At 43.0% G+C, this 24,857-nt stretch carries 29 protein-coding genes; 13 read left to right on the forward strand and 16 right to left on the reverse strand.

Annotation, left to right across the window (positions count from 1 at the left end):
* From FTV42_RS02725 to ftsY, 5 genes are all read right to left on the reverse strand, one after another.
* Positions 1-154 (reverse strand): transposase (locus tag FTV42_RS02725; RefSeq protein WP_141697857.1); only part of this gene is annotated, 154 nt, incomplete at its 3' end.
* Between the two features lie 151 nt (positions 155-305).
* Positions 306-920 (reverse strand): DUF2057 family protein, encoded by a 615-nt coding sequence (locus FTV42_RS02730; RefSeq protein WP_180037324.1) that lies wholly within the window; start codon positions 918-920, stop codon positions 306-308.
* 204 nt (positions 921-1,124) lie between these two features.
* Positions 1,125-1,718 carry a nitroreductase family protein gene (locus FTV42_RS02735; RefSeq protein ID WP_005247195.1) on the reverse strand — a complete coding sequence of 198 codons (594 nt, stop codon included), beginning with the start codon at positions 1,716-1,718 and terminating at the stop codon, positions 1,125-1,127.
* A 196-nt stretch (positions 1,719-1,914) separates the two neighbouring features.
* A complete protein-coding gene (locus FTV42_RS02740; RefSeq protein ID WP_180037325.1) occupies positions 1,915-2,604 on the reverse strand; it encodes a nitroreductase family protein in 690 nt (229 codons plus the stop codon).
* Between the two features lie 177 nt (positions 2,605-2,781).
* The gene (ftsY, locus tag FTV42_RS02745) at positions 2,782-3,885 is read right to left on the reverse strand and encodes a signal recognition particle-docking protein FtsY (protein WP_004278679.1); all 1,104 of its coding nucleotides are present in this window, start codon (positions 3,883-3,885) and stop codon (positions 2,782-2,784) included.
* A 177-nt stretch (positions 3,886-4,062) separates the two neighbouring features.
* On the opposite strand from ftsY, the gene FTV42_RS02750 reads away from it, so the two are divergent.
* Together FTV42_RS02750 and FTV42_RS02755 are read left to right on the forward strand one after the other, a co-directional pair.
* On the forward strand, positions 4,063-5,472 hold the full coding sequence (locus FTV42_RS02750; protein WP_082180573.1) for a pitrilysin family protein: 1,410 nt from the start codon (positions 4,063-4,065) through the stop codon (positions 5,470-5,472).
* Positions 5,472-7,046, forward strand: a complete 1,575-nt coding sequence (locus FTV42_RS02755; RefSeq protein ID WP_180037326.1) for a pitrilysin family protein — start codon at positions 5,472-5,474, stop codon at positions 7,044-7,046. Before FTV42_RS02750 ends, FTV42_RS02755 begins: the two co-directional genes overlap by 1 nt.
* Here FTV42_RS02755 and FTV42_RS02760 read toward each other — a convergent pair.
* Together FTV42_RS02760 and FTV42_RS02765 are read right to left on the reverse strand one after the other, a co-directional pair.
* Positions 6,970-7,293: a hypothetical protein gene (locus FTV42_RS02760; RefSeq protein ID WP_180037327.1), complete on the reverse strand. Its 324-nt coding sequence runs from the start codon at positions 7,291-7,293 to the stop codon at positions 6,970-6,972. The genes FTV42_RS02755 and FTV42_RS02760 overlap by 77 nt on opposite strands.
* A 98-nt stretch (positions 7,294-7,391) precedes the next feature.
* Positions 7,392-7,751, reverse strand: coding sequence for a hypothetical protein (locus FTV42_RS02765; protein WP_004278683.1), 360 nt, complete (start codon positions 7,749-7,751; stop codon positions 7,392-7,394).
* A 224-nt stretch (positions 7,752-7,975) separates the two neighbouring features.
* Here FTV42_RS02765 and FTV42_RS02770 point away from each other — a divergent pair, with 224 nt between their 5' ends.
* From FTV42_RS02770 to FTV42_RS02780, 3 genes are all read left to right on the forward strand, one after another.
* Positions 7,976-8,209, forward strand: coding sequence for a hypothetical protein (locus FTV42_RS02770; RefSeq protein WP_114542032.1), 234 nt, complete (start codon positions 7,976-7,978; stop codon positions 8,207-8,209).
* A gap of 151 nt (positions 8,210-8,360) precedes the next feature.
* Positions 8,361-8,741, forward strand: a complete 381-nt coding sequence (locus FTV42_RS02775; protein WP_004645256.1) for a DUF2750 domain-containing protein — start codon at positions 8,361-8,363, stop codon at positions 8,739-8,741.
* Positions 8,742-8,845: 104 nt separating this feature from the next.
* A complete protein-coding gene (locus FTV42_RS02780) occupies positions 8,846-9,277 on the forward strand; it encodes a CBS domain-containing protein (RefSeq protein WP_004278688.1) in 432 nt (143 codons plus the stop codon).
* Between the two features lie 130 nt (positions 9,278-9,407).
* Here the strand turns inward: FTV42_RS02780 and trpB are convergent, their stop codons facing one another.
* From trpB to FTV42_RS02825, 9 genes are all read right to left on the reverse strand, one after another.
* The gene (trpB, locus tag FTV42_RS02785; protein ID WP_180037328.1) at positions 9,408-10,616 is read right to left on the reverse strand and encodes a tryptophan synthase subunit beta; all 1,209 of its coding nucleotides are present in this window, start codon (positions 10,614-10,616) and stop codon (positions 9,408-9,410) included.
* A 107-nt stretch (positions 10,617-10,723) separates the two neighbouring features.
* Entirely contained in the window at positions 10,724-11,911 is a 1,188-nt protein-coding gene (locus tag FTV42_RS02790) for a VWA domain-containing protein (protein ID WP_180037329.1), read from the reverse strand.
* A 13-nt stretch (positions 11,912-11,924) separates the two neighbouring features.
* On the reverse strand, positions 11,925-12,776 hold the full coding sequence (locus FTV42_RS02795) for a MoxR family ATPase (RefSeq protein WP_005252041.1): 852 nt from the start codon (positions 12,774-12,776) through the stop codon (positions 11,925-11,927).
* 20 nt (positions 12,777-12,796) lie between these two features.
* Entirely contained in the window at positions 12,797-13,180 is a 384-nt protein-coding gene (locus tag FTV42_RS02800) for a hypothetical protein (RefSeq protein WP_005106668.1), read from the reverse strand.
* Between the two features lie 21 nt (positions 13,181-13,201).
* Complete coding sequence (locus tag FTV42_RS02805; RefSeq protein ID WP_004278695.1) at positions 13,202-13,507, reverse strand: YcgL domain-containing protein; 306 nt, start codon at positions 13,505-13,507, stop codon at positions 13,202-13,204.
* 130 nt (positions 13,508-13,637) lie between these two features.
* Positions 13,638-14,780, reverse strand: coding sequence for an HRDC domain-containing protein (locus FTV42_RS02810; protein WP_005247206.1), 1,143 nt, complete (start codon positions 14,778-14,780; stop codon positions 13,638-13,640).
* Between the two features lie 178 nt (positions 14,781-14,958).
* Positions 14,959-15,555, reverse strand: coding sequence for a recombination mediator RecR (gene recR / locus FTV42_RS02815; protein ID WP_005247207.1), 597 nt, complete (start codon positions 15,553-15,555; stop codon positions 14,959-14,961).
* 13 nt (positions 15,556-15,568) lie between these two features.
* Positions 15,569-15,898, reverse strand: coding sequence for a YbaB/EbfC family nucleoid-associated protein (locus FTV42_RS02820; RefSeq protein WP_004278699.1), 330 nt, complete (start codon positions 15,896-15,898; stop codon positions 15,569-15,571).
* A 28-nt stretch (positions 15,899-15,926) separates the two neighbouring features.
* A complete protein-coding gene (locus FTV42_RS02825) occupies positions 15,927-17,114 on the reverse strand; it encodes an O-succinylhomoserine sulfhydrylase (protein WP_180037330.1) in 1,188 nt (395 codons plus the stop codon).
* A gap of 142 nt (positions 17,115-17,256) precedes the next feature.
* On the opposite strand from FTV42_RS02825, the gene FTV42_RS02830 reads away from it, so the two are divergent.
* The 8 genes from FTV42_RS02830 to cydB all read left to right on the forward strand — a co-directional run bounded on the left by FTV42_RS02830 (position 17,257) and on the right by cydB (position 24,857).
* Entirely contained in the window at positions 17,257-18,354 is a 1,098-nt protein-coding gene (locus tag FTV42_RS02830) for an alpha/beta fold hydrolase (protein ID WP_180037331.1), read from the forward strand.
* 69 nt (positions 18,355-18,423) lie between these two features.
* Complete coding sequence (locus FTV42_RS02835; RefSeq protein WP_180037332.1) at positions 18,424-19,296, forward strand: NAD(P)-dependent oxidoreductase; 873 nt, start codon at positions 18,424-18,426, stop codon at positions 19,294-19,296.
* A gap of 86 nt (positions 19,297-19,382) precedes the next feature.
* Positions 19,383-19,652 (forward strand): YARHG domain-containing protein, encoded by a 270-nt coding sequence (locus tag FTV42_RS02840; protein WP_004278704.1) that lies wholly within the window; start codon positions 19,383-19,385, stop codon positions 19,650-19,652.
* Between the two features lie 31 nt (positions 19,653-19,683).
* The gene (locus FTV42_RS02845; RefSeq protein ID WP_004278705.1) at positions 19,684-20,097 is read left to right on the forward strand and encodes an HIT family protein; all 414 of its coding nucleotides are present in this window, start codon (positions 19,684-19,686) and stop codon (positions 20,095-20,097) included.
* Positions 20,098-20,441: 344 nt separating this feature from the next.
* Positions 20,442-21,494, forward strand: coding sequence for a porin (locus FTV42_RS02850; RefSeq protein WP_180037333.1), 1,053 nt, complete (start codon positions 20,442-20,444; stop codon positions 21,492-21,494).
* A 443-nt stretch (positions 21,495-21,937) separates the two neighbouring features.
* Complete coding sequence (gene cydP / locus FTV42_RS02855) at positions 21,938-22,129, forward strand: cytochrome oxidase putative small subunit CydP (protein WP_004645265.1); 192 nt, start codon at positions 21,938-21,940, stop codon at positions 22,127-22,129.
* Positions 22,129-23,715, forward strand: coding sequence for a cytochrome ubiquinol oxidase subunit I (locus tag FTV42_RS02860; protein WP_004731262.1), 1,587 nt, complete (start codon positions 22,129-22,131; stop codon positions 23,713-23,715). Before cydP ends, FTV42_RS02860 begins: the two co-directional genes overlap by 1 nt.
* On the forward strand, positions 23,712-24,857 hold the full coding sequence (cydB, locus tag FTV42_RS02865) for a cytochrome d ubiquinol oxidase subunit II (protein ID WP_004731264.1): 1,146 nt from the start codon (positions 23,712-23,714) through the stop codon (positions 24,855-24,857). Before FTV42_RS02860 ends, cydB begins: the two co-directional genes overlap by 4 nt.

Raw genomic sequence — 24,857 nt, forward strand, 5'->3', positions numbered from 1 at the left:
AAGAAGGAATATCTCGCCACGGACAGCCTGTTCTAATTCTATAGAGAATAGCTTCAATAAAATTGCGTAAATTTGAGTTGTGGTGAATGGATAAATTACGCAGAATAACTTTCAACTTTTGCCAGTGTTGATCTGTCAGCATGGTACGAGGCATAGCGAATAGTAAAATTGGGTTTGGCGATTTGATTTTACTACTTCGCTATTTTTTTAAACTAAAAGTGTCAACACACCCTAATTTTCCAGCCCTCATCTCATAAAAAAAGATCACCCTAATGGTGATCTTTTTGATTCTTCATCAAAATATTTTAATTTGCCTGCTCAGCCAGCCAAGTCATAAATTTTTGACGCTCAGCTTTAGAAGCCTTTTGCCATAATTGAATCAGCTGCTGATCATTCTGGTCTGCTGACTGAGTATATACAGCTGCCGGTTGATGAACTGGTGTCGCAACTTGAGTCGTCATATCTAATTTTTTAGTCAACACGCGATTTCCAAACCATGGTTTCGCTGCATCTTTAGCGCCCGTCTGCTGGACTAGGAGCTGATTTTTTGCATCATATAGCCCAATAATGGGCTGATTTTTATATTTTTGCGCTGCATCAAAATCTTTAGGCGCCTGAATGAGTGCTAAACGATAAGTTTCGCCATCTTTAAGGCTTGGTGTTTTTACCGTAACCACACCTGACTTTAAAATATCATGTGAATTGTCTGAATGCTGGAAAAATTCGTTATAGCGCACACTGATCGCATTTATACCTGCATCCAAGCTATAAGTCTGATTAGAACGCAATAGACCCGAGTTCACCTCCTGATCATTTACGGCAACAATTTTTATTTCTTCAGGTACTGTGACGGTCACTGCCGAAAAAACTGATGTGCTAAACAGAAACACTGCTGCAGTTGCCGCAATACGTAAATCCATATCCTTTACTCATTTTTGGTTGTTTATTAAAAATTAGCCGCACTATGCCGCATCTAAATGACAATCTTATGACAAAGGCTGGAGCGATACAGCCTGTGTTCTTAGCATTTATTTGGCTAAATATACCCCATCATATTCAAATACAACTCTAAGACATAAAAAAAGAAGCATCAAATTGCTTCTTTTTTTATGATCTAAAATCATTTATGCAAAAGTCTTAAAGCGCTCTGCATCATCCATAAAGGTTTTTTCACCTGCAGGAGCTTCAATCGAACCAAATACCAGTTGAGCGCGAAGTTTCCAGTGAGATGGAATCTCGAAAGTTTGTGCGACTTCTTCATCAATAATTGGATTGTAGTGCTGTAATGAAGCACCAATATTTCTTTCTGCCAAAGCGGTCCAGGTTGCAAACTGTGCAATAGCAGAAGAATGCTCAGACCAGACCGGGAAGTTATCGGCATAAAGTGCAAACTGCTCCTGCATCGACTTCACCACGTTCTGGTCTTCATAAAACAGTGCGGTACCATAACCTGCAGCAAAAGCATTGATCTTGCTATTGGTTGATTCAAATGCATCTGCTGAAACCAGATCACGTAAAGTTTCACGTACAATATGCCAGAAAGTATCATGTGATTGACCAAATAAAATCACCACACGCGAGGTTTGCGAGTTAAAAGATGACGGACTGTGCTTCACCGCATCTTTAATGATTTTCTCAATTTCTGCTTGATCCAGATCTACATTTTTTCCAATTGAATAAATGCTACGGCGTTGTTTGATTTGATCTAAAAATGCCATGAACCCACCTCTTTATATTTTGATTATTTGAAAATCGATAAAGTTATATTACGTACTTTAAGCACCCAAGACAGGTGCATTTCGATAACAATGTGTTTTATTTATAGAACAATCAGATTTAGATCTGGGTAGCGTATTTGTATCTGATTTTATCTGCAGCTTCCATGCTGTCACATATAAAGTTCTCTATAAACTTTTAATTAAATACTTTGAAACGGTGCTGATCCGGCTTTTGTAATTTTTCTTCTACTGTTTGTTCAATTGATCCAAAGCAAAGTTGGGCTCGCAACAACCAGTTCTTTTCAATTTCAAAATGCTCAGCGACCCTTTCATCAATCAGTGGATTGTAGTGCTGTAAGGATGCCCCTAAGCCAGAATCTGCCAGCGTCGTCCACACAGCAAATTGCGCCATACCGGAAGTTTGTTCCGACCATGCTGGAAAATCCTCACTATTTAATGGCATTTTCTTTTGTAATTGTTGAATCACGGCTTGATCTTCATAAAATAAAACCGTGCCATAGGCCGCAGCACATTGATTCAACTTGATTTCAATTCCTTCGTAAATATGTGCCGGCATATACTGACGCTGCACCTGTTTCACAATTTCCCAGAATTGATGATGAGAATCTGCAAATAACACCACAATGCGCGTAGTTTGAGAATCATAAGCCGAAGGACAACTCCGCACTGCTTCCTGAATGATTTCGCCAAGATAAGCCTGACTATAATGTACCCGCTTACCGAGTTGATCGATACTACGGCGCTTTTTCAATTGATCGACAAAAGTCAGTTCTAAATCATCATTCAGTTTATTTTTTCTTGAAAATTTAAAATCCTTGGTTATATCGCTTGTTAATACCTGACCAATCTTATTTAGCAATGCCATTTTCTACCCCACAAAAAACAAGCCAAATCAGCTTAGAGAATCCCCTACAATTATAAGGCCTTTATTAAGATAGGCAGATTTAGTGGTGGTTTTACTGTCGGTTTTCACAACACTCGAACTGGCTAAAAACAATAAACTCCGCACTTGGCGGAGTTTATGTGAAGCATTGCGCATTATTTATTTTTCAGTTTCAAATAATGCAGCAACAAAAGATTTGGCAGAGAATGGACGCAAGTCATCAATTTTTTCACCGACACCAATAAAGCGAATCGGCACATGAGTACGACTGGCGATATTAAACAGTACCCCACCTTTGGCAGTACCATCAAGTTTGGTAATAGTTAAGCCCGTCAAGCCTACCGCCTCATCAAACATCTCGACCTGATTAATAGCATTCTGACCAGTACCGGCATCGACCACCAACATCACTTCATGAGGTGCAGTGGCATCAATTTTCTGCATTACACGTTTTACTTTAGTCAATTCCTGCATCAAATGACCTTTGTTATGCAAACGGCCCGCTGTGTCTGCAATCAATACATCCACACCTTTGGCACGCGCACTTTCAAAAGCATCGAAAATCACTGAAGCTGAGTCAGCACCATGACCCTGAGCAACAACCGCAATATTATTACGCTCACCCCAGATCTGGAGCTGTTCAGTTGCAGCCGCACGGAAAGTATCGCCTGCTGCCAACATGACGGTCTTGCCTTCACCTTGCAGGCGCTTTGCCAACTTGCCAATGGTAGTCGTTTTACCGACACCATTCACACCCACCACCAGAATCACATAAGGCGATTTATTCGGATCAATATGCAGCGGTTTTACCCGTGGTGCCAATAAAGCCACCAGTTCTTCCTGAAGCGCTTTATAGAGTGAATGCGAATAGATCAAATCACCACGTGCCGTACGTTCAGTCAGGTTAGCGATAATGGTCTTGGTGGCTTCCACACCGATATCGGCCACCAGAAGCTGCTCTTCGACTTCTTCTAATAATTCATCATCAATTTCTTTACCACCGATCAGGATATTTACCATCCCATCGGCAAGGTTTTTACGGGTTTTGGTTAAACCCACTTTCATACGGCTAAAGAAGCCACCTTTCGCCGCAGAATCTTCATTTTCAGTTTCTGTTTCGACAGGTGCAGAAACTACAGCTGTTTCGCTTGGCGTTTCTACGATAGGCACATTGACCGCAGGTAAGCTCGGTAATGTGACATCATCATCTCCGATATCAGCATCAATCAAAAATTTGTTTTGCCCATTAGATTGCTGTTGCATGCCGAATCCTTGAAAAGCATTGCGTTAAAAACCCAGATTCTACCATAACTTGCCTGCTTTGCAGCTAGCAATGCAAATGCTGGACAAACATACCAAAAAGCTACAGCTCTCGGTTGCTTTCAAGCACGCATTTATTAAAAATAACTCTAAATACAAACGCCTATTTCAGGAGATCTAGTGTTCATCACCTTTTTGACTATCTCCTCTTTCTCGCAAATGATCAAACAGACGCTTTATCCACTCGGTGCAGCAGTCTTGCTTAGCCTGAGTTTTAACTCGGTTCAGGCACAAACCCGAAGCGAATTGTCACGGACTACTTTTGAAACCACGTTAAGTAACGGTTTAAAAGTCATTATTCGGGAAGACCATCGTGCGCCCATGGTAATGACACAAATTTGGTACAAAGTCGGCAGTAGTGATGAATCCGGAAATATTCTGGGGGTATCCCATGCACTTGAACATATGATGTTCAAAGGCACTCATAAAGTCCCAAATGATGAATTTACCCGTCTTAGCCGGATTTATGGCGGCAGTATCAATGCGGCCACCTTTACCAATTACACCAATTATTATCAGCTTTATCCTAAGGCCTATTTTCCTATGGCCCTGGAACTTGAATCTGACCGGATGAGTAATTTATTACTTCGACAGCAGGACTTCGAGCCAGAAATTAAAGTCGTCATGGAAGAACGGCGCCAGCGCACCGATGACAATCCGCGTGCGCAAGCCTTTGAACGGTTTAAATGGATCAGTTATCCGACCAGCCACTACCGTCAGCCGGTGATTGGACACATGAAAACTCTGAATAATATTCAGTTGAATGATGTCAAAAAATGGTATCGGGACTGGTACAGTCCGAATAATGCCATTCTGGTGATTGTTGGAAATGTAGAATCTGAAGCTGCTTTGGCTCAGGTACAAAAATATTTTGCTGACATTCCCGCACGTCCAACCCCAGCACGCAATGATGTACTGGAGTTTGAGCGTTTGGGTTATCGCCATATGGAGATCAATAGCAATGTTCAGGTGCCCAATCTGTACATGACCTGGAATGTAAAATCCCTTGGCACTGCCAAAAACCCCCAAGATGCTTATGCCTTGACCATTATTCGCAGTCTTTTGGACAGTGGCATTTCTTCGCGCCTGCAAGACCGATTGGTACGTGATCGTAAAATTCTGACCTCTGTCAGCGTTTCTTATGATCCCTATAATCGCGGCGACAGCCTGTTTGGTATTTCTGCCTTACCTGCGCCGGGCATCTCTTTGCAAGAAGCACAACAAGCAATTCAGGATGAAGTGGATTTACTTAAAACTACAGCGATGACCCAACAGGAAGTGGATCGTATCAGTACCCGCTTTATTTCCAATTTGATCTATAGCCAGGATGATATTGCCGGACAAGCCAAAATGATTGGAAATCTAGAGGTCAATGGCTTGAGTTATCGCCTGATGGATGAATTACCGAAACACTTTGAAAGTGTCAGTGTTCAGGATATCCAGCGCGTCGCCAACGCCTATTTTGTGCGTGAGAATCTCAGCACGCTTTATCTCTCACCCGAACAAAACACCCAGCAACGGGGATTATAATGCTTCAGCTTCGTCCATTTTTGCTTATTTCAACTTTAAGTCTTAGCTCGGCTACCCATGCAGAAAACTATCTTAACCCTCAACCTGACCAAAATGACAACCCCAGTCAGTTACAGTCTATCCCTTTACTGCAAAGTTTAAAAAATATTAATCAGCAACGAGAATTTCAGGCGCCTTATATTCATGACCTGAACAATCGCTATAAGGTACGTACACTGTTCGTTGAAACGCAGGATCTTCCCATGGTAGATATCCAGCTGACCTTTAATGCCGGTTCGGCTCGTGATCAGGAAATTACCAAAGGTCTATATGGCCTATCCAATATGGCAGCCAAGTTGATGCGTGAAGGAACCGACAAATATAGCGCCAATCAGGTGGCGGAAGTTTTTGACCAAACCGGAGCACAATTCAGCGTACAAGCCTATCGGGACATGTTTGTGGTCCGTCTGCGTACGCTTTCAGACCCGGAAAAACTGGAACCCGCATTGAGCATGCTGATGGAGGTTCTTAAGAATGCGTCATTTAAACCGTCCAGCATTAATCTGGCTTTAAGCAATACCCAAGTGGGACAAAAACAGCTGCAGGAAAACCCAAGCCGACTGATGGATATCCGTTTTTATCGCGCTTTATATGGTCAGCACCCTTATGCAGAACCAATCAGCGGCACCCAAGGCAGCACCAAGAAAATTAATGCAGAATTATTGAAAAAATTTCGTGATCAGTTTTTGGTGGCGCAAAATATGAATATTGCCATTACTGGCAAACTCAGCCCGAAACAGGCACTCGAACTGTCTGAACGAATTGCCGGCAACTTACCTCAAGGGCAAAAAGCAGAAACATTGCCACAGCCTGAAATTCAATCTGGCTTTGAAGTGGTACATCTACCCTATAACTCGTCTCAGGCGCATGTCACCTTTGGGCATTTAGGCCCAACCCGCTTTACTGAAGATAAACTGGCTTTAGAAGTCGCCAATCGCATGTTTGGCGGTAGCGGATTTAATGCAGTATTGATGCAGGAACTACGGGTGAAACGTGGTTTTACTTATGGCGCTTATAGTTCATTGAGCTTTAGTCAGGCACCCGGCGTATTCAGCTTTAAGTATTCCACGCGTCAGGATCAACTGCTAGACAGCATTCAGGTCGCACATCAAGCATTTATCCACTTTGTCAGCCAACCTATTGATACTCAGCGTCTGGAAGAAACCAAAGCAGGCATGTTACGTGCTTTTCCTAATAATTACAGCAGTAATGCCACCATTAATGCCCAGCTAGGCAATATAGGTTTTTATAGTGAGCAAACTGATTATTTATCCAGTTATCCAGAACGCTTGGCTAAAATCACAGCGGCAGATGTACAAAATGCAGTGCGCAAGCATTTTCATCCTGATCGCTTAACCCTGGTCGTTGTCAATAAAGAACTGGATCAAAATGCTTTGAAAATGCGTTTGGAACAGAATTTAATGGATGCCAATTATTACTTACCAACAAATCCTATGCCTAAGGCATCTCCACAGAGACCGGCGGAAGCTGACGTGCCCGAAGCGATTCCTGCTGATAAGCCTGCATCAATTTAAGGTACTGCCCACGACGGATATGCTGCTGCTCTAACAAGGCGAGTGCCATATCTTGGGTTTGGGGAAGGTTTTGCTGTTTAGACAGTTGTTGAATCTGGGTGACTTGGGAAAGGCTAAGCGGACGATATAAAGCAAATGCGGCTAAAAGTAGAATGACCGCAATAGTAAAAATAACCACACTGTTATAAATCTGTTCCAGTTTGATTCTGCTGAAAAATTGGCTTAGTTTTTCTGTATCTATAGACATACACTACCTCAGGTTAGAGGTAGTGTATGGTCGCAGTTACATAAGTTCAAGTCAGCGCACTGAATATTCACAAGAGCTGAATCCTGCTATTTTGGGCATTAATTCATTATTCTAGTAATAATTGTTGAATACAGCACCAATGCAACAACAAGTAATACCAGTGCAATTGCAAATTTACTTAAACCGGCTTCTGCTTCAGGCGGATGTAAGCGATCCTCATCTGCAATGCGGACCAGCTCACCATTATAGAGTTTATAAAACTGCTCACGCTGGTTTTCGTCCAGCGCCCGGGTAAAGTCGTAGACTTCTTTACGTTGTGCCAGCCCATAATCACCTAGATGGGTATATTTACTGAATATAGCTTGATCGAGTTTTTTACGATGCAAATCGGCAAGTTCCATAATTTGACCTGCAGTCGGAGGCATATCAAATTTCACACCATCTAAAGTTCTTGTCATCATGGCCTTCTCCTTATTGTTTGCTATCCATTTACAATGTAGCTTAATAATATTTATAGTTGTGTATAGTTTAATCAGTTAAACTATAACTGAAGTAAACGAATAAAATCGAATAGTTGACTTTTCCATTATTTTGTAATATTAGTTTAACAATACTAATTTATATTTGTATTTAGACTAAATAGTCTATCCTGTAATCATAATTAAAATTAAGGAGTTTTTATATGATACATCAACTCTCTCAACACGATCTGGAACATCTGTACGCAGATGCCGTGAATACCATTCAATCGCAAATGAACTTTGCTGATGCGGTAACACAGCTTGAAGAAGCCGCTCGTGCTGGCCATGGTAAAGCAGCGCTTTTTTTAGCAGAACTTTATTATCAAGGTTTCCGTGTAGAACGAGATTCACTCAAAGCCCAGTACTGGCAAAACATGGCCACCATGCAAGCATAAAGAAACGTCACCTAGGTGGCGTTTTTTTATGCCCTTTTTTCAATAAATAGCAATCAATACATATTTTCTTACGAATCCTTGCAAAGCTGAAACAGTAATTTCATATAAAGTTTCTAGAATAGAGCCTGAACTCCAATAGCACTTTATTCTAATGAAACCACGAAAAATTATTCAATTTGATCCGATCTGCAAAAACTTTCTGTTAAAGATCACGATGCTTAAATCTTTGATGAATTGTGGAGAGCTATGGGGCGCATATCACCAAGGCTGGGCGATGATGCGTGACCAGGAAGACTGCATCTTCCCATTCTGGCTCAATCCGCTGGATGCTAAAAATTATGCCCAGCAGCATTGGCCGGATTACATCCCGCGTAAAATCAATTCTGAAGATTTTGAAAATGCATTATTGCCGACCCTGTCGCGACTGAATGTTACGCCAGCCCTGTTCAACACCAATGGAACCAAACTCAAACTGACTGCTGCACAGATGCGTCATCTGTTTTTTTCGCAACAAAGACTGCACATTGCTTAAATAACATGCTATTTATAAAGACTAAAACCTAAACACTTAGAGATGTTCAGGTTGAATACATACTCTAGGATTAATAATAAATTGACCAATAAGGATGATTAAGCATGACCAATGTGGCACAGGTGCTCAGTGAAAAAATGCATCAAGCTATTTATACCATCCGTCCAGATTCTACCGTTTTAGAGGCCATCACCTTGATGGCAGATAAAGGAATCGGGGCGCTTGTGGTAACCCATGAAGACAACGTGGTGGGGATTTTGTCAGAGCGGGATTACACGCGTAAGATCGCGCTGATGCAAAGAACCTCATTCGACACCACTGTTAATGAGATCATGACCTCTAAAGTGATTACCGTAAATACAGCTACTAGCGTAGAAGACTGTTTATCTCTGATGACTGAACGCCACCTACGCCACTTACCTGTGGTCGAACATGAAAAACTGATCGGTCTGATTTCAATTGGGGATTTGGTCAAAGCCGCCATGGATGACCAACGCAAATTAATTGAACAGTTACAGCAATATATTTCAGGTTAAATCACCATTTAGCTTCCTCTAAGGCATTTGAAGATCACTTAAGTGACACCAAGATAAAGTTTTATATCTGATGCATAAAAAATCCCGGTACGTGTATCGGGATTTTTTTATATGAACATTCTGAATAAAATCAGTTTAGACCTAATTTTTCTGCGACGTAATCTGAGTCTTTATCACCACGACCCGATAAGTTCACCACAATTTTGGTATCTTTTGGCAATTTACCCGCTTCACGAATTGCCCAAGCCACCGCATGCGAACTTTCTAGTGCAGGCACAATCCCTTCTACACGGGACAAGGTTATAAATGCATCCAGACATTCCTGATCGGTTGCAGTCGTATACTCAACCCGACCCAAATCTTTAAGCAAGCTATGCTGCGGCCCCACACCCGGATAATCCAGACCAGAAGCAATTGAATGCACTGGCAATGGCTCGCCTTGTTCATCTTCAAGCACATAACAGGCCATCCCATGTAACTGGCTCGGTTTACCTAAAGTCAATGTTGCTGAGTGTTTGTCAGTATCCAGACCATGACCTGCCGGCTCAACGCCTACCAGTTTCACATCTGGTTCATTTAAAAATGCAGTGAATGCACCCACTGCATTAGAACCGCCACCGACACAGGCAACGACATAATCAGGATTTGCACCAAAACGTTCATTGGCCTGAACTTTAATTTCATCACCAATAATCGACTGAAAATCACGAACCATCATCGGAAATGGATGCGGTCCAACCACCGAACCGATAGCATAGATGTAATTTTTCGGATCTTTCAAATATTCTTCAAAAGCACTGTCGACTGCATCTTTGAGTGTGGCTGTACCGCGAGTCACAGAAATCAGCTTGGCACCCAGAATTTTCATCTTGACGACGTTTGGATGCTCTTTTTCGATATCCACCTGCCCCATATGAATTTCACACGGAATACCCACCAAGGCACATGCAGTTGCCAAAGCAACACCATGCTGGCCGGCACCAGTTTCTGCGATGACTTTGGTCTTGCCCATATATTTGGCCAGTAGTGCTTCACCCAGACAATGATTGATCTTGTGCGCGCCGGTATGGTTCAGATCTTCACGTTTCAGATAAATCTGGGCACCACCGAGCTGTTCAGAAAGACGTTTGGCATGAAATAAAGGACTTGGACGACCGACATAATGAGCAAACAGGTCTTTCAATTCATTCTGAAATTCTTCAGTCTGACGAATTTCCTGATAGGCCACATTAATATCATCCATGGCCTGTTTCAGATCGGGTGGAATAAACTGACCGCCATACTGACCAAAAAAACCCTCTTCATTGGGTAAGGCAATACCATTAATTTGATGAGTCATAATCATGCCCGAGATTTTAAATAAAAGATAATGAGTGACTTTATACTAGAATAATTTGTTTTAAATCACTAATAACTCTAACTAAAGTCACTTATAGATAAATGGAATTAACGCGCCAGATATTTAGTCATGTCTTCAATGCCTTTTAATGTCATTGGAAACATATGATTTTCAAATATTTGCTGGATCAGACCAATCGTATGGGTGTAATGCCAGTATTTTTCTTCTTCCGGATTCAGCCAAGCAGTTTTATCAAAATGCTGACGCAGACGCTGTAACCAGACCTGTCCAGCTTCATCATTCATATATTCAACCGAACCACCGACAGAATTCAGCTCATACGGCGCCATACTGGCATCTCCGACCACAATCACGCGATAATCGCGACCATAGGTATTGAATAAATCCCAGGTGTTCATACGTGAACTGGAACGGCGAATATTGTCTTTCCAGACATAGTCATACAGACAGTTATGAAAATAGAAATATTCCAGGGTCTTGAATTCGGTTTTCGCAGCACTAAACAGCTTTTCACACTGGGCAATATGCGCATCCATCGAACCACCGACATCGAACAGCATTAAAACTTTGATACGGTTACGACGCTCCGGCACCAATTGCACATCCAGAATCCCCTGCTTGGCAGTTTCACGAATTGTCCCGTCAATATCCAGCTCTTCGGCTGCACCCTGACGGGCAAATTTTCGTAGACGGCGCAATGCCATCTGCATCTGGCGGCTACCCAAAATCTGTTCATCATCCAGATTGCGGTATTGACGCTGCTCCCACACTTTCACCGCAGAACGCTTACGCCCCGGCCCGCCAATACGCACACCTTCAGGATGATCGCCATAGGCACCAAAGGGTGAAGTGCCACCGGTACCAATCATCTTGTTGCCGCCCTGATGTTTTTTATGCTGTTCGCGCAGACGCTCTTCTAGCATTTTCATCAGTTCTTCCAGCGATCCGGCTTTTTTCAGCTCTTCGCGCTGCTCCGGGGTCAAATGCTTTTCCAGCAACTCCAGATCAAACCAGTCTTTGGGCAGCTTATGCACCTGATTCAGTAATTCATCCAGATCAAAGGTCGCGATACCATCAAAATAGTCTTTCATGGCGCGATCGAACTTGTCGAAATAGCGCTCGTCCTTGACCATGACGGTTTTGGCCAGCTGATAGAACTCATCCTGATCGACAAACACCAGACCTGCAGCAACCGCCTGATTCAGGTCAATCAGCTCACGAGTCGATACCGGCACGCCGTATTTGCGTAAGGTATAAAACAGTCGCACAAACATGCGTGTTTCTCCCTTAACGACGTGACATAAATGCTAGACGTTCGAGCAACTGCACATCTTGCTCATTTTTGATTAATGCGCCGTACAGGGGCGGAATTGCTTTGGATTTATCAGTATTGCGCAGAATATCTTCCGGCATGTCGTCAGCCATAAGCAGGCTGAGCCAGTCGATCAGTTCAGAAGTTGAAGGTGGTTTTTTTAAACCTGGAATCTGGCGCAATTTAAAGAAAACCTGTAAGGCTTCATTCACCAGTGTGGTCGAGATATTGGCAAAATGCACATCGATGATTTCACGCATGGTGGCTTCATCCGGGAATTCGATGTAATGGAAGAAGCAACGACGCAGGAAAGCATCTGGCAATTCTTTTTCATTATTTGAGGTAATGATCACGATTGGGCGCTGAGTTGCCGTAATGGTCTCGCCAGTCTCGTACACATAGAACGACATTTTATCGAGTTCATGCAGCAAGTCATTTGGAAACTCGATGTCTGCCTTATCAATTTCATCAATCAACAGGACACAGCGCTCTTCACTGGTAAACGCTTCCCATAATTTACCCGGCTTGATGTAGTTCTTGATGTCATAGACACGGTCATCACCCAACTGACTATCGCGCAAGCGCGATACGGCATCGTATTCATACAGGCCTTGCTGTGCTTTGGTGGTGGATTTAATGTGCCAGGTGATCAATTTTAAACCCAGACTTTGTGCGACTTGCTCGGCCAGCAAAGTCTTACCTGTACCCGGCTCACCTTTGACCAGCAACGGTTTTTGCAAACTGCGTGCAGCTTTCACCGCAAGTTTTAAACTGTCAGTCGCGATGTACTGATCGGTACCTGAAAATTGTTGAATATCAGCAGACATGATTGAACCTTATTTTTTACTTACAGCGGTGAACTTTTCTCGTGAACACGAATATTGCTTTTGTTCGACACATAGGTCGACCAGCAATAGCCAATCACAGATCCAATCCCAATGACAAATAAAATAAGTGACGCATTAATCCAAACCAGGGATTGCTCTTTGGTTAGCACCCCAAATAACAGACCAAAGATCGCGGGTGCAATGGATGCATTCGCCCCCTCGGATACCGTCGGTGTTAGCAGAATGGCAAAGGCCACAATCCACAAAAAACCGCCCATAGGTTTAGGCAGGCGTTTGGTCACGCCATACCAGCACCATAAAGCAATCAGGCTGCCGAGCAGATAAACTGCTACGGCAATGCTCTGTTCAGGAATTGAGTCTAATACAGCCACATAACCATTCATTTCACAACTCCTGAATCAACATTAAGCACCGCGTAAACCTTCTGGTGCTACAGCATTTGGATCAATCAAGCCTTCTGGCGGCATTTGCAGGAAGAAACCGCGGGTTTCAATAGAATCCATGACATGCAAGACATTGGCACGTGCCAGTTTACGTGATTCGCTTAATTCAAGATGCATGACAAAAGTCGCACGTCCAAATGCTGCCTGTACTGCTTCAGTCAATACGCTTAAAGGTTCGAATGTTTCAGCTTCGCTTTCATTCGCAGGACGCGCCACATACAGATACATTTCACTTTTTTTGCTGGATTTGTAGATAGACACTTGCATATTTCAAACGACTTTTCTGGAAAAACAACCGCAAGGATACATCAAAAAAAAGACAGAAACATTAGCCACGTCTCATGCATCAGTCGTGATTTTGTATAATTGCTTTTTCTTTAACCAATCCTGCAACCAATCACTCGCTGACTTTCATCTGGGTAGACAGATAAGATTCGTCCTGATGCAATACCTGAATCAGTGGCTGAGTTAATAACTCATAGCGCCAGCCAAGTAGATAATCAGGCAGATCCTGCTCGTCCTTATGAAAGACTACATGCTGATACAAGGCATTCAGCCATTTCTTACGCATCAGGACTTCTTTAGGAATTGAGGTTTCATTGACGACATTCTGAATAATTGAATCAATTTTTTCGCCGATATCTTTGGAAGAATGGCGAATTGGACGTGCCAGACGTAAAGGCCAGTTTGCCGGCTCCGGCAGGAATTTCAGTAAATCTAAAATGGTTTTGCCATGCTCACGAACCACATTCGAACGAATGTCTTTCACATGACTCAGCTGGAAATTATTGCGCGGGAATTTTTCCACCAGATCAATCATGCTGGCATTTTTTAAAATAAAACTGCGTGGCTGATTTAGTGCTTTGGCAATCTGATCACGCCAAACCATTAATTGCTGCAATTGCATCAGCTGACGGCGTGAATGCCGGTAATTGCCGACATCCTGATACAACAAGGCAGTTGGGGTATCTTCGCCAATTTCCTGAGTCAGAAAACGGCAATCTTGCAAGGCAAAATCCAGCAGATCTTTCGACTCCAGATCCCGTTTGATTTTCTCTGACAGTTGCACCAGATAATGCACATCATTGGCAGCATAGAGCAACTGTTCGGAACTGAGTGGACGCGCCAGCCAGTCAGAACGGGTCTGGTCTTTTTCGATATCGACTTCCAACATCTGCTTCAGCGCATTTTGATAGCTGACTTGCAGACCATGCCCCAAAAATGACATGCCGACCTGGGTATCAAACACATTACTCAGCGATTTCTTCTGGGTATAGTGATAAATCAGATCGATATCTTCACTACAGGCATGAAAAATATTCTGCTGTGCGTTAAAAATTTTATTAAGGAACTCAGTCAGATCCAGCGTGGTTCCATCCAACAAATAGACCTTGTTGTCTACGTTAATCTGAAAAACACCCAGCTTAGGCCATAAGGTATCAACCTTGATAAACTCGGTATCCAGCCCATACACTGAATTCTGATCCATCAGCTTCAGTACATGAGTTAAGTCGTTTTGATGTTGAATAAATTGAAACATAGAACTGAGTCTAAGATTAGATTCTCGATAGATCCATATTAACTGATCTATAGAATTTTTGTATAAAAAATAAGGTCAATTCTGCCCTATTTCCCAAAAAATGGCGCTTACTTATCAGGTTTTATATTCTAATTAATATCTTTTTTATATTAAAACTAACAAGATATTTAAGCTCAGCTTACTTCATGCGCATCCGGTTATGTACTGCCTGACTCAAGGTATGACTGTCGACATATTCCAGCTCACCACCTTGAGGTACGCCCTGGGCAATTCGGGTCATCTGGATCGGCAAATGTTTGCTGGCCTCAACCAGATAATGCGCCGTGGCCTGACCTTCTACCGTAGCATTGGTCGCCAGAATCACTTCTTTCACCTGACCATTGGCCAAACGGTGCAATAAGTACGGAATACCGATTTCTTCTGGTCCAATACCATCGAGTGGTGACAGATGCCCGCCCAATACATGATATTTACCTCTGAAGCTGCCACTTTGCTCAATCGCCATGACATCTGCAGGTGATTCCACTACACAGAGCAACTCATCATCGCGATCCAGCGAAGTACAGATATTGCAGACTTCATCTTCAGTCAGAGAATGACAAACTGAACATTCATGAATGTGATTGGTGGCTTCAGTTAGTGCATGTGCCAGACCAATAGCACCCTCACGATTTTTCATGATCATATGCAATGCCATACGTTGAGCCGATTTCGGCCCAACGCTTGGCAAAATGCGTAATGCTTGAACGAGTTGATCAAAACGATCACTAAACATTGCGCATTCTTCCTTAGAACATACCTGCAAGACCAGGCGGTAAACCCATACCTGAGTTCGCTGCTTTCATTCTTTCGTCAGATACCACTTCTGCCTGACGTGCTGCATCATTCATTGCTGCTGCAATCAGGTCTTCGATCATGTCTGGATCATCCTGAAGTAATTCAGGATTGATTTCGATACGCTTCACTACGTTACGGCAAGTCATGGTTACTTTCACCAGACCGCCACCCGCCTCGGCATGCACTTCAGTTTGCGCAAGCTCTTCTTTGGCTTTTTTTACGTTGTTTTCAACTTCTTTCTGCATGCGCTGAGCTTGCTGCATCAACATGTTAATGTTCATAAATATCTCCGAACATAAATTTATAAAATTAAATCAGGTCTAAACCGCGACGAATATCCTGGATAATATCACCAATCTCTTCCAAACCAACAGATACGCGAATCAAACCTTCGCGAATACCGGCAGCTTCTTTGGCTTCAGGCGACAATTTACCATGTGTCGTGGTTGCCGGATGGGTGATGGTCGATTTCACATCGCCCAAATTACCGGTAATCGAGATAAACTGGGTATTGTCGATGACAGTCCATGCTTCCTCACGGCCACCTTTGACTTCAAAAGACACAATACCGCCAAAACCGCTCTGCTGTTTGGCTGCCAGTTCATGACCGACATGTTCAGGCAAGCCCGCATAATATACTTTTTCCACTTTTGGATGCTGGTTCAAAAATTCAGCCAATTGCTGTGCACTTGCTGAATGTTCACGCATACGCAAACGTAGTGTCTCCAAGCCTTTTAGAAAAACCCAGGCATTGAATGGGCTCATTGACGGGCCGGTGGTACGGACATAGCCGAAGATTTCTTCAAGCAGCTTGTGATTACCTACGACAGCACCACCTAGCGCACGGCCCTGACCATCCAGATATTTAGTCGCAGAATACACCACCAGGTCTGCACCAAATTTGATTGGTTGTTGTAACACCGGTGTACAGAAGCTGTTATCAATCGCCAATAAAGCATCATTGGCATGCGCAATATCGGCGAGTCCCTGTATATCAGCTACTTCTGCTAAAGGATTCGATGGAGACTCAACAAAGAGAATTTTGGTTTCAGGCTTGATGGCATTTTTCCATGCATCAAGATCAGTCAAATCGACGAAATCAACGCTGACGCCAAATTTTGCGACATATTTTTCAAACATGGAAACCGTAGAACCGAAGACTGCACGTGAACAAATCACATGATCGCCCGCTTTTAAAAAAGCCATCATCACTGCCATAATGGCTGCCATACCCGAACTGGTGGCAACGGCGCGCTCTGCACCTTCAAGTGCAGCCAGACGCTTTTCAAACATGGTAACGGTCGGATTGGTAAAGCGAGAATAGATATTGCCCGGTTCCTGGCCTGAGAATTTGGCTGCGGCTTCTGCAGCATTTTCATAAACAAAGGACGATGTTAGAAAAATCGGTTCGCCATGCTCACCTTCAAAAGTGCGGGTATGGCCGGTACGAATGGCTAAAGTTTCTAATTGGTAAGAAATATCGTCTTGCTGGCTCATCGCTTTACCTCAGCCCTCAGGCTGCCTTTTGTAAAAATTTGCCAACATTTTGAGCGCCTAAGCTATTTCAGGTCAAGGCATAATAAGCGATTATTGCTTAGACTTCGATCAATCCTCCAGCGGATATGGATATTTTATTTACATGATTCAGTTAAAACAAAACTTTCAGCGCCAGCAAAAAAAATTGAAACACCTCAGCACCCGGATGTTTAATGCCTCCTCACTGATCCTGTCGCAAAAAACCCCTTTTGAATATATTGCCGGCACCGAGTTTTGCAAGATTCGCTATTACGCTTCACCCAAGAAAAAATATAAGGAGCCTCTGGTCTTCATCGCACCCTTGGCGATTAAGATGGATATCTATGATCTGTATCCTTATCGCTCTCTGGTCAAGCATTTTCAGCATAGCGGTTTTGATGTCTATCTGGTGGAATGGAAACGTTTTAACTTTAAACATCGCCACCTGAACTTTTTATCTTTTATTGATGCAGCCATTCCTCAATCCATTGAAACCATCTGCAAGCATTCGGGCAGTCAGTTCATTTCCCTGCATGGCTGGAGTATGGCTGGCGTGTTTGTCACGCTTTATACCGCCCTGCATTCGCCTGAACATGTCAAGAATCTGATCGTGGTGGGCAGTCCTATCGACAGTTATGCGTCAGGACGTGTCGGCAAACTTTTTTCTACGACAAACAAACTGATTTCTAAAAACAAAAATCTGCAACAAGCCATTCATCAAGGACTGATTCCAAAGCAATATATTCATACGCCGGGTATTGTAAATGCCTTGGGCTTTAAATTACTCGATCCGATTGGCTGGCTCAAAAGCCAGAAACAGTTTCTGTTAAATCTAGATCATGTCGAAGATGTCTATGAACATGCCACCATGGGGAATTTCCTGAACAAGATGATCGATTATCCAGGCGGGATTAATCAGGACATGGTACTGCACTTATGGCTGCAAAATCCTTTAAAACGGGGTTCTATCACTTTGGATGGCCGTGTCGTTGATCTTAAAAATATCAGCTGTTCCCTATTGGTAGGTGCAGGTCAAACCGATCAGATTGTCACAGAACAGTCGGCTAAGCCTTTGATGGAATTGACAAGTAGCCAGGATAAGACGTTTACTCTTATACCGGGTGGTCATCTTGGACTAATGTCGAACCAGAAAACAGCCAATACATTCTGGCCAAAAATGACGACCTGGCTGGTGCAGCGCTCCACACGTCTTGATGCTTAAAGCAGATTTCTCGCACCAGAAAAATATTAAAAATTATCAATAGATTTAAACATATTCAGAGGGTACAGCATGATTCAATCAGTGGCATTTATCGGCCTAGGTGCAATGGGTTTTCGTATGGCAGCACATTTACCCAAGCATTTTGATACGGTCTATGTCTGGAACCGCAGCTTTAACAAGGCAGAGCAACATGCGGCTGAATATGGCACCCAAGCCGTCACACTGGAACAGGCCGTACAGGCAGATGTGATTTTTTCCTGCCTGCCAACTAGCGCTGACGTTGAACGACTTCTGGAAAATCTGTCGCTTAAATCCGGTTCAGTCTGGGTCGACTGCACCAGTGGTGTACCGGATTCTGCCCAAAAATTGGCAGTACAATTGGCTAAACATGGGGTAATCTTTCTGGATGCACCGGTCAGCGGCCAAACCGTTGGTGCTGAGAATGGTACATTAACCGTGATGGTGGGCGGCAATGCAGAGGGCTATGAAAAAGCCCTTCCTGCGATGCAGGCATTTGGCAAGCTGATCAAGCATGTCGGTGAATCTGGCGCGGGTTTTGCAGTGAAAGCCGTAAATAATATGTTAATGGCTGTAAACCTGTGTGCCGTCGCAGAAGGCTTTACTACACTAAAAGCGCATGGGGTAAACTTGCATGAAGCGCTGGATTGTATTAATGCTTCAAGTGGTAAAAGCATGGTGACTGAAACCGTTTTGCCGCAGCGTATTTTAAACCGCAGTTTTCCTGTAACCTTTGCCCTGCCACTCTTGGCCAAAGATACAGGTATCGCAATCGACCTTGCGCGTGAAGCCAAACTTTCTGCGCCTGTGCTCTCGTTGACCCAGAATCTGATTCAAGCGGCCAGCGATCTGTCGGATAAAAACAGTGATTTTTCCAGTGCTGTGAAAATGTATGAATCATGGAGTAATATTACCATCGAGTAATATCTCGCCATTGAATAATGATAACGAAACCTCATATTGTGACTAGTAGGCAGGCACATATAGTGGATAACCCAGAGGAAACTCTCATGAAGAAATTTTCTGTTGCAGCATTGATTGGCTTTGCAACTTTGTTCGGGGCTTCAACATCGGTTCTTGCATCTGAACAAGAGTGCAAAAAATTAAAAAATGATCATGACGTGATTTATGCGTCTAAAGGTTTCTGTTTCAAAGATCCTGAAGCAAAAGCCAAGTTTGGTAATGACAATTGCTATACAACCAAGCCAAAATTCTCGGAAAAAGAGCAACAACGTCTTGACGCGATCAAAGATCGTCAGAAAGAATTGAACTGTAAATAATTCAGTTTAATGACGCTCAAGGAATGTACTTATGACTTATGATGATCAGAATATTTTTGCACGAATTCTACGCGGTGAACTTCCTGCGATAAAAGTGTATGAAGACGACCAGGTTCTTGCATTTATGGACATCATGCCTCAGGCAGAAGGTCATACACTGGTTGTTCCGAAAACTCCGGCGATCACTTTACTGGATCTACCCCCTGAAGCTGCAGCCTATACGATTCAGATCGTACAGAAAGTTGCAAAAGCCATTGAAAAAGGTTTAGGTGTGGACGGTATCGTGCTGATGCAATTATCAGGGGCCGCAGCGGGTCAGACCGTACCACACGTACATTTCCATCTGGTTCCTACCTCTTTGCACAATCTGGGCAAACATGCAGCACAAATGGGCGACCAGGAAAAAATTAAAGCGCTGGCTGAGAAAATTAAAGCTGCCCTTTAAGCTATTCTTAATACCTAAAAATGGAGCCTCGGCTCCATTTTTTATGTCTAATGTATTTCACTCTTGATTAAGCCAATAAAATATCAGTAAAAGTCACCTAGCCTATTTTTAAGTTTTGCAGCAAACACCGAGCTTAGCTGTATTTGCATCAATCCTGCTTACCCCACTCATAATCCTATAAAAAATAAGACAATGATTGTCTTTAATATTTCTGAAATATTTCCTTAATCATATTGACTTATTTGTAATGAATACTTGGCACCAATAGAGCAGTAGATGTTTCAAAACAATACTGAAACTTGTTTTTAAGACGATGAATAAAAAAGTCTTTATTGGAGCAACACATGAAAAAAACGTTATCTGCATTAGCAATCGGGGCAACAATTTTAACACCAGTGATGGCAGCTGCTGCTGATGTTAAAGTGTATGGTCGTGCACACGTTTCTTTAGATTATCTGGATGATGGCCAGGATTATAACGAAGTAGGTCTTTCTTCAAACTCTTCACGCCTAGGCTTTAAAGCTGAACAAAAACTAGAAAATGGTATGACTGTATTTGGTCAAATCGAACAGGAAATTAACTTTGCAAGTGGTTCTGCAAATGATGATGTTGAATTTGCAACTCGCGATACTTTTGTTGGTTTAAAAGGTGATTTTGGTCAAGCGCGTATCGGCCGTTTTGACAGCCCATTCAAAGTAGCACGTGGCCCGGTCAACTTCTTTGGTGATATGGTCGGTGACGTTCGTAACGTCACGCGTGTAGGCAACCTGCGTTTTGATGAACGTAATGCCAATACCATTGAATATAAATCACCAAAATTTGCTGGCGGTTTCAACGTATTAGGTGCGATGTCACTACATGAAACTAATAGTCCGGATGCTACTAAAGATGGTGCCAAGGACAAAGATAAAGCATATGACCTCGCTTTAACCTATAAAGAAGGTAAAGTTGATTTCGCTGCTGCCTATGAACACTATGAAGAAGAAGCTGCCCGTGGTGAGCGCGATGGTTTCCGTATCGCAGGTGCTTACAAAATCACACCTGAATTCAACTTGGGCGGTTTATACCAATTCCTTCAACATGATAATTCTGAAGCAAACCCAGATGCACAAGTATTTGGTGTAGCCGGTGAATATAAATTTGCACCAAAAACCTCATTCCGTGGTGAAGTATTCCATCGCGATGTCGATGCTGATGATGCGAATGCAACTTTGCTGGCAATCGGACTTGAGCACCGTTTAGATCCAACAGTCCGCATTTATGGCAACATAGCAACTGTACTAAATGATGAAAACTCAAACCTTACCCCTTGGGCACAAGGTCGTACCAATACTGTAGGTGGCGTACGCGGTGAAGACAGCCTAGGTCTTTCTCTAGGCATGCGTTACGACTTCTAAGTCCAGTATCCCTCACAAAGCTTAAAAAGAACATGCCTCCAGCATGTTCTTTCTTTTGCGTGTTTTTTATCAAAATAAATAAGATGAGAAAGATTGTGACACTGATATTCAACCCTTATAAAACCAACCAATTTAGTTTGATTAATTTTATTCTTTATTTTAAACCAAGCATTTTAATCAGATTTAAAAATAGGAGAATATTATTCCAACCAAAATAATCTACATTAAAATATATAAATATAAGCATTTTAGTCGGATTTAAAAACCAATAAAATTACATAAAATAATAAAAAACATTTAGAAGAAATTTTAACTCATATAAATATATATTTACTATTTTCAAATACTTATAAATATATATTTATTTAAACTGTATCGTCTATTTATTTTTTAGTTACAATAGATTAATAATATACAACAAGTCATATAACAGGCTTAGTCGAATGAGCTTAGTTCCCAAAAATCTAAACCAGAGAGTGGTTAGAGAAATAACCGCTATTTTAATTATCAAGGTTATTTTACTCATGATAATTAAAAACATCTGGTTTGATGCGCCTACGATTCCTAAAAATTTTGATAACCAAGTCGCCGAGCGTATCGCCGGCAATCCTTCCCAAATCCAGGAGACACGTTGATGATTTCTGAAAGCGTGGTCGATCTCTCGCGGTTCCAGTTCGCCATGACCGCGATGTATCACTTTATTTTTGTTCCACTAACTTTAGGCCTGGCTTTTCTGCTTGCCATTATGGAAACCACCTATGTGATTTCCGGCAAAGAAATCTATAAAGACATGACCAAGTTCTGGGGAAAACTGTTTGGTATTAACTTTGCCTTAGGGGTAACCACCGGCCTGACCATGGAGTTCCAGTTCGGAACCAACTGGGCGTATTACTCGCATTATGTCGGTGATATTTTTGGTGCACCGCTGGCGATTGAAGGTTTGATGGCCTTCTTCCTTGAATCAACCTTTATTGGCTTGTTCTTCTTTGGCTGGGATCGCCTGTCCAAAGTGCAACATCTGGCAGTGACCTGGCTGGTGGCTTTAGGTTCGAACATGTCCGCACTCTGGATTCTGGTCGCCAATGGCTGGATGCAAAACCCGGTCGGTTCGGCATTTAACTATGAAACCATGCGTATGGAAATGGTGGACTTTGCTGCATTGATCTTTAACCCGGTAGCTCAGGTTAAATTTGTGCATACCGTATCTGCCGGTTATGTCACAGGTGCCATCTTCGTACTGGCTATTTCAAGTTACTACATGCTGAAAAAACGTGACCTGCCTTTTGCACGCCGTTCTTTTGCCATTGCAGCCATCTTCGGGCTTGCTTCCACACTTTCAGTGATTTTACTGGGTGATGAATCAGGTTATGAGCTGGGCGATGTACAGAAAACCAAACTGGCAGCGATTGAAGCAGAATGGGATACTCACCCTGCACCTGCGCCATTTACTTTGTTCGGCATTCCGAATAAGGAAACCATGACTACAGATTATGCAGTGAAAATTCCTTATGTAATGGGTCTGATCGCTACACGCTCTACGACTGAACAAGTTACGGGTATTAAAGACCTGCTGGTTCAGCACGAAGCGCGTATCCGTAATGGTATGGTGGCCTATTCACAACTGGAAAAATTACGTGCTGGTGATCAGTCTCCAGAACTGAAAACAGCTTTTGAAGAAAGCCAAAAAGACTTAGGCTACGGTCTGCTTCTGAAAAAATACACGCCAAATGTCGTTGATGCCTCTGAAGAGCAAATCAAAGCAGCCGCTAAAGATACCATTCCACACGTACCAAGCCTGTTCTGGGCCTTCCGTGCCATGGTGGCTTCCGGCTTCTTGATGCTACTTCTATTTGCACTGGCAACCTTTGCGGTAGCAAAACGTAATGCTGAAAACAAACCATGGTTATTGAAATTTGCTTTATTTGCACTGCCTTTACCTTGGGTTGCTGCGCAAACTGGCTGGTATGTGGCAGAAGTAGGTCGTCAACCTTGGACCATTGGTGAGGTATTACCGACGCATCTTTCAGCATCAAGCTTAAGCACAGGTGATGTATGGGGTTCAATCCTTGCATTAGCAGCATTCTATACCGTGTTACTGATTATTGAGATGTATCTGATGATCAAGTTCTCACGTCTTGGCCCAAGCTCACTGCATACCGGTAAATACCATTTTGAAAAGCTTGCAGCTGCAGAGAAGGCAAATGGGGAGACTCAAGCATGATCGAATATGAATTATTAAAAATCATTTGGTGGGTGCTGGTCGGCGTATTGCTGATTGGCTTTGCCCTCACTGATGGCTTCGATATGGGCTCCATGGCGATCATGCCATTTGTGGGCAAAAATGATAGTGAACGCCGTGCAGCGATCAATACCATTGCGCCGCACTGGGACGGTAATCAGGTCTGGTTTATTACTGCTGGCGGTGCTTTGTTCGCTGCCTGGCCAATGGTCTATGCAACTGCCTTCTCCGGCATGTACTGGGCCCTGCTACTGGTCCTGTTTGCGCTTTTCTTACGTCCGGTCGGTTTTGACTATCGCTCAAAACTGGAAAATACCAAATGGCGCAATTCATGGGACTGGGGTCTGGCCATTGGCGGTGCAGTGCCTGCCTTGGTCTTCGGTGTGGCATTCGGCAACATGTTCCTCGGTGTACCATTTACTTTAGATGAAACTGTACGTTCTACTTATACTGGTAGCTTCTTTGCCCTGCTGAATCCGTTTGCAATTGTCTGTGGGCTGGTCAGTTTATCGATGCTGTGTGCACATGGTGGTGCATGGTTAATGCTGCGTACAGATGGTGACCTACGCCAACGTTCTGCCAAAGCAACGCAAATCATGGGTCTGGTTTATCTGGCTACCTTTCTGGCAGCCGGTGCATGGTTGTATTTTGGTGGTATTCAAGGCTATACCTTGGTTACACCTTTTGATACCAATGGTGTTGCCAATCCGCTTGCAAAAGAAGTATTGACCAATGCTAATCCAGGCTGGATGAACAACTATTCGACTTATCCAATCACGATGGCAGCGCCTATTGCCGGCATTTTGGGTGGCTTGATCATTGTCTTGGCAGCAGGTAAAAACAAAGCAGGCCTGAGCTTCCTGGGTTCATCTCTGGCTGTCATCGGTGCCATCCTGACTGCCGGTTTTGCCCTGTTTCCTTTCCTGATGCCTTCAAGCATTAACCCGGTTGCAAGTCTGACCATGTGGGATGCGGTATCTAGTAAAAATACCTTAACCGTTATGACCGTTGCTGCCTGTATCTTTGTTCCACTGATCCTGATCTATACCACTTGGTGTTATTACAAGATGTGGGGCGTGATTACCAACAAACACATTGAAGATAATTCACACAGCCTGTACTAA

This window comes from Acinetobacter sp. YH16052, from assembly GCF_013417155.1.
In the GTDB taxonomy this organism is placed as follows: Bacteria; Pseudomonadota; Gammaproteobacteria; order Pseudomonadales; family Moraxellaceae; genus Acinetobacter.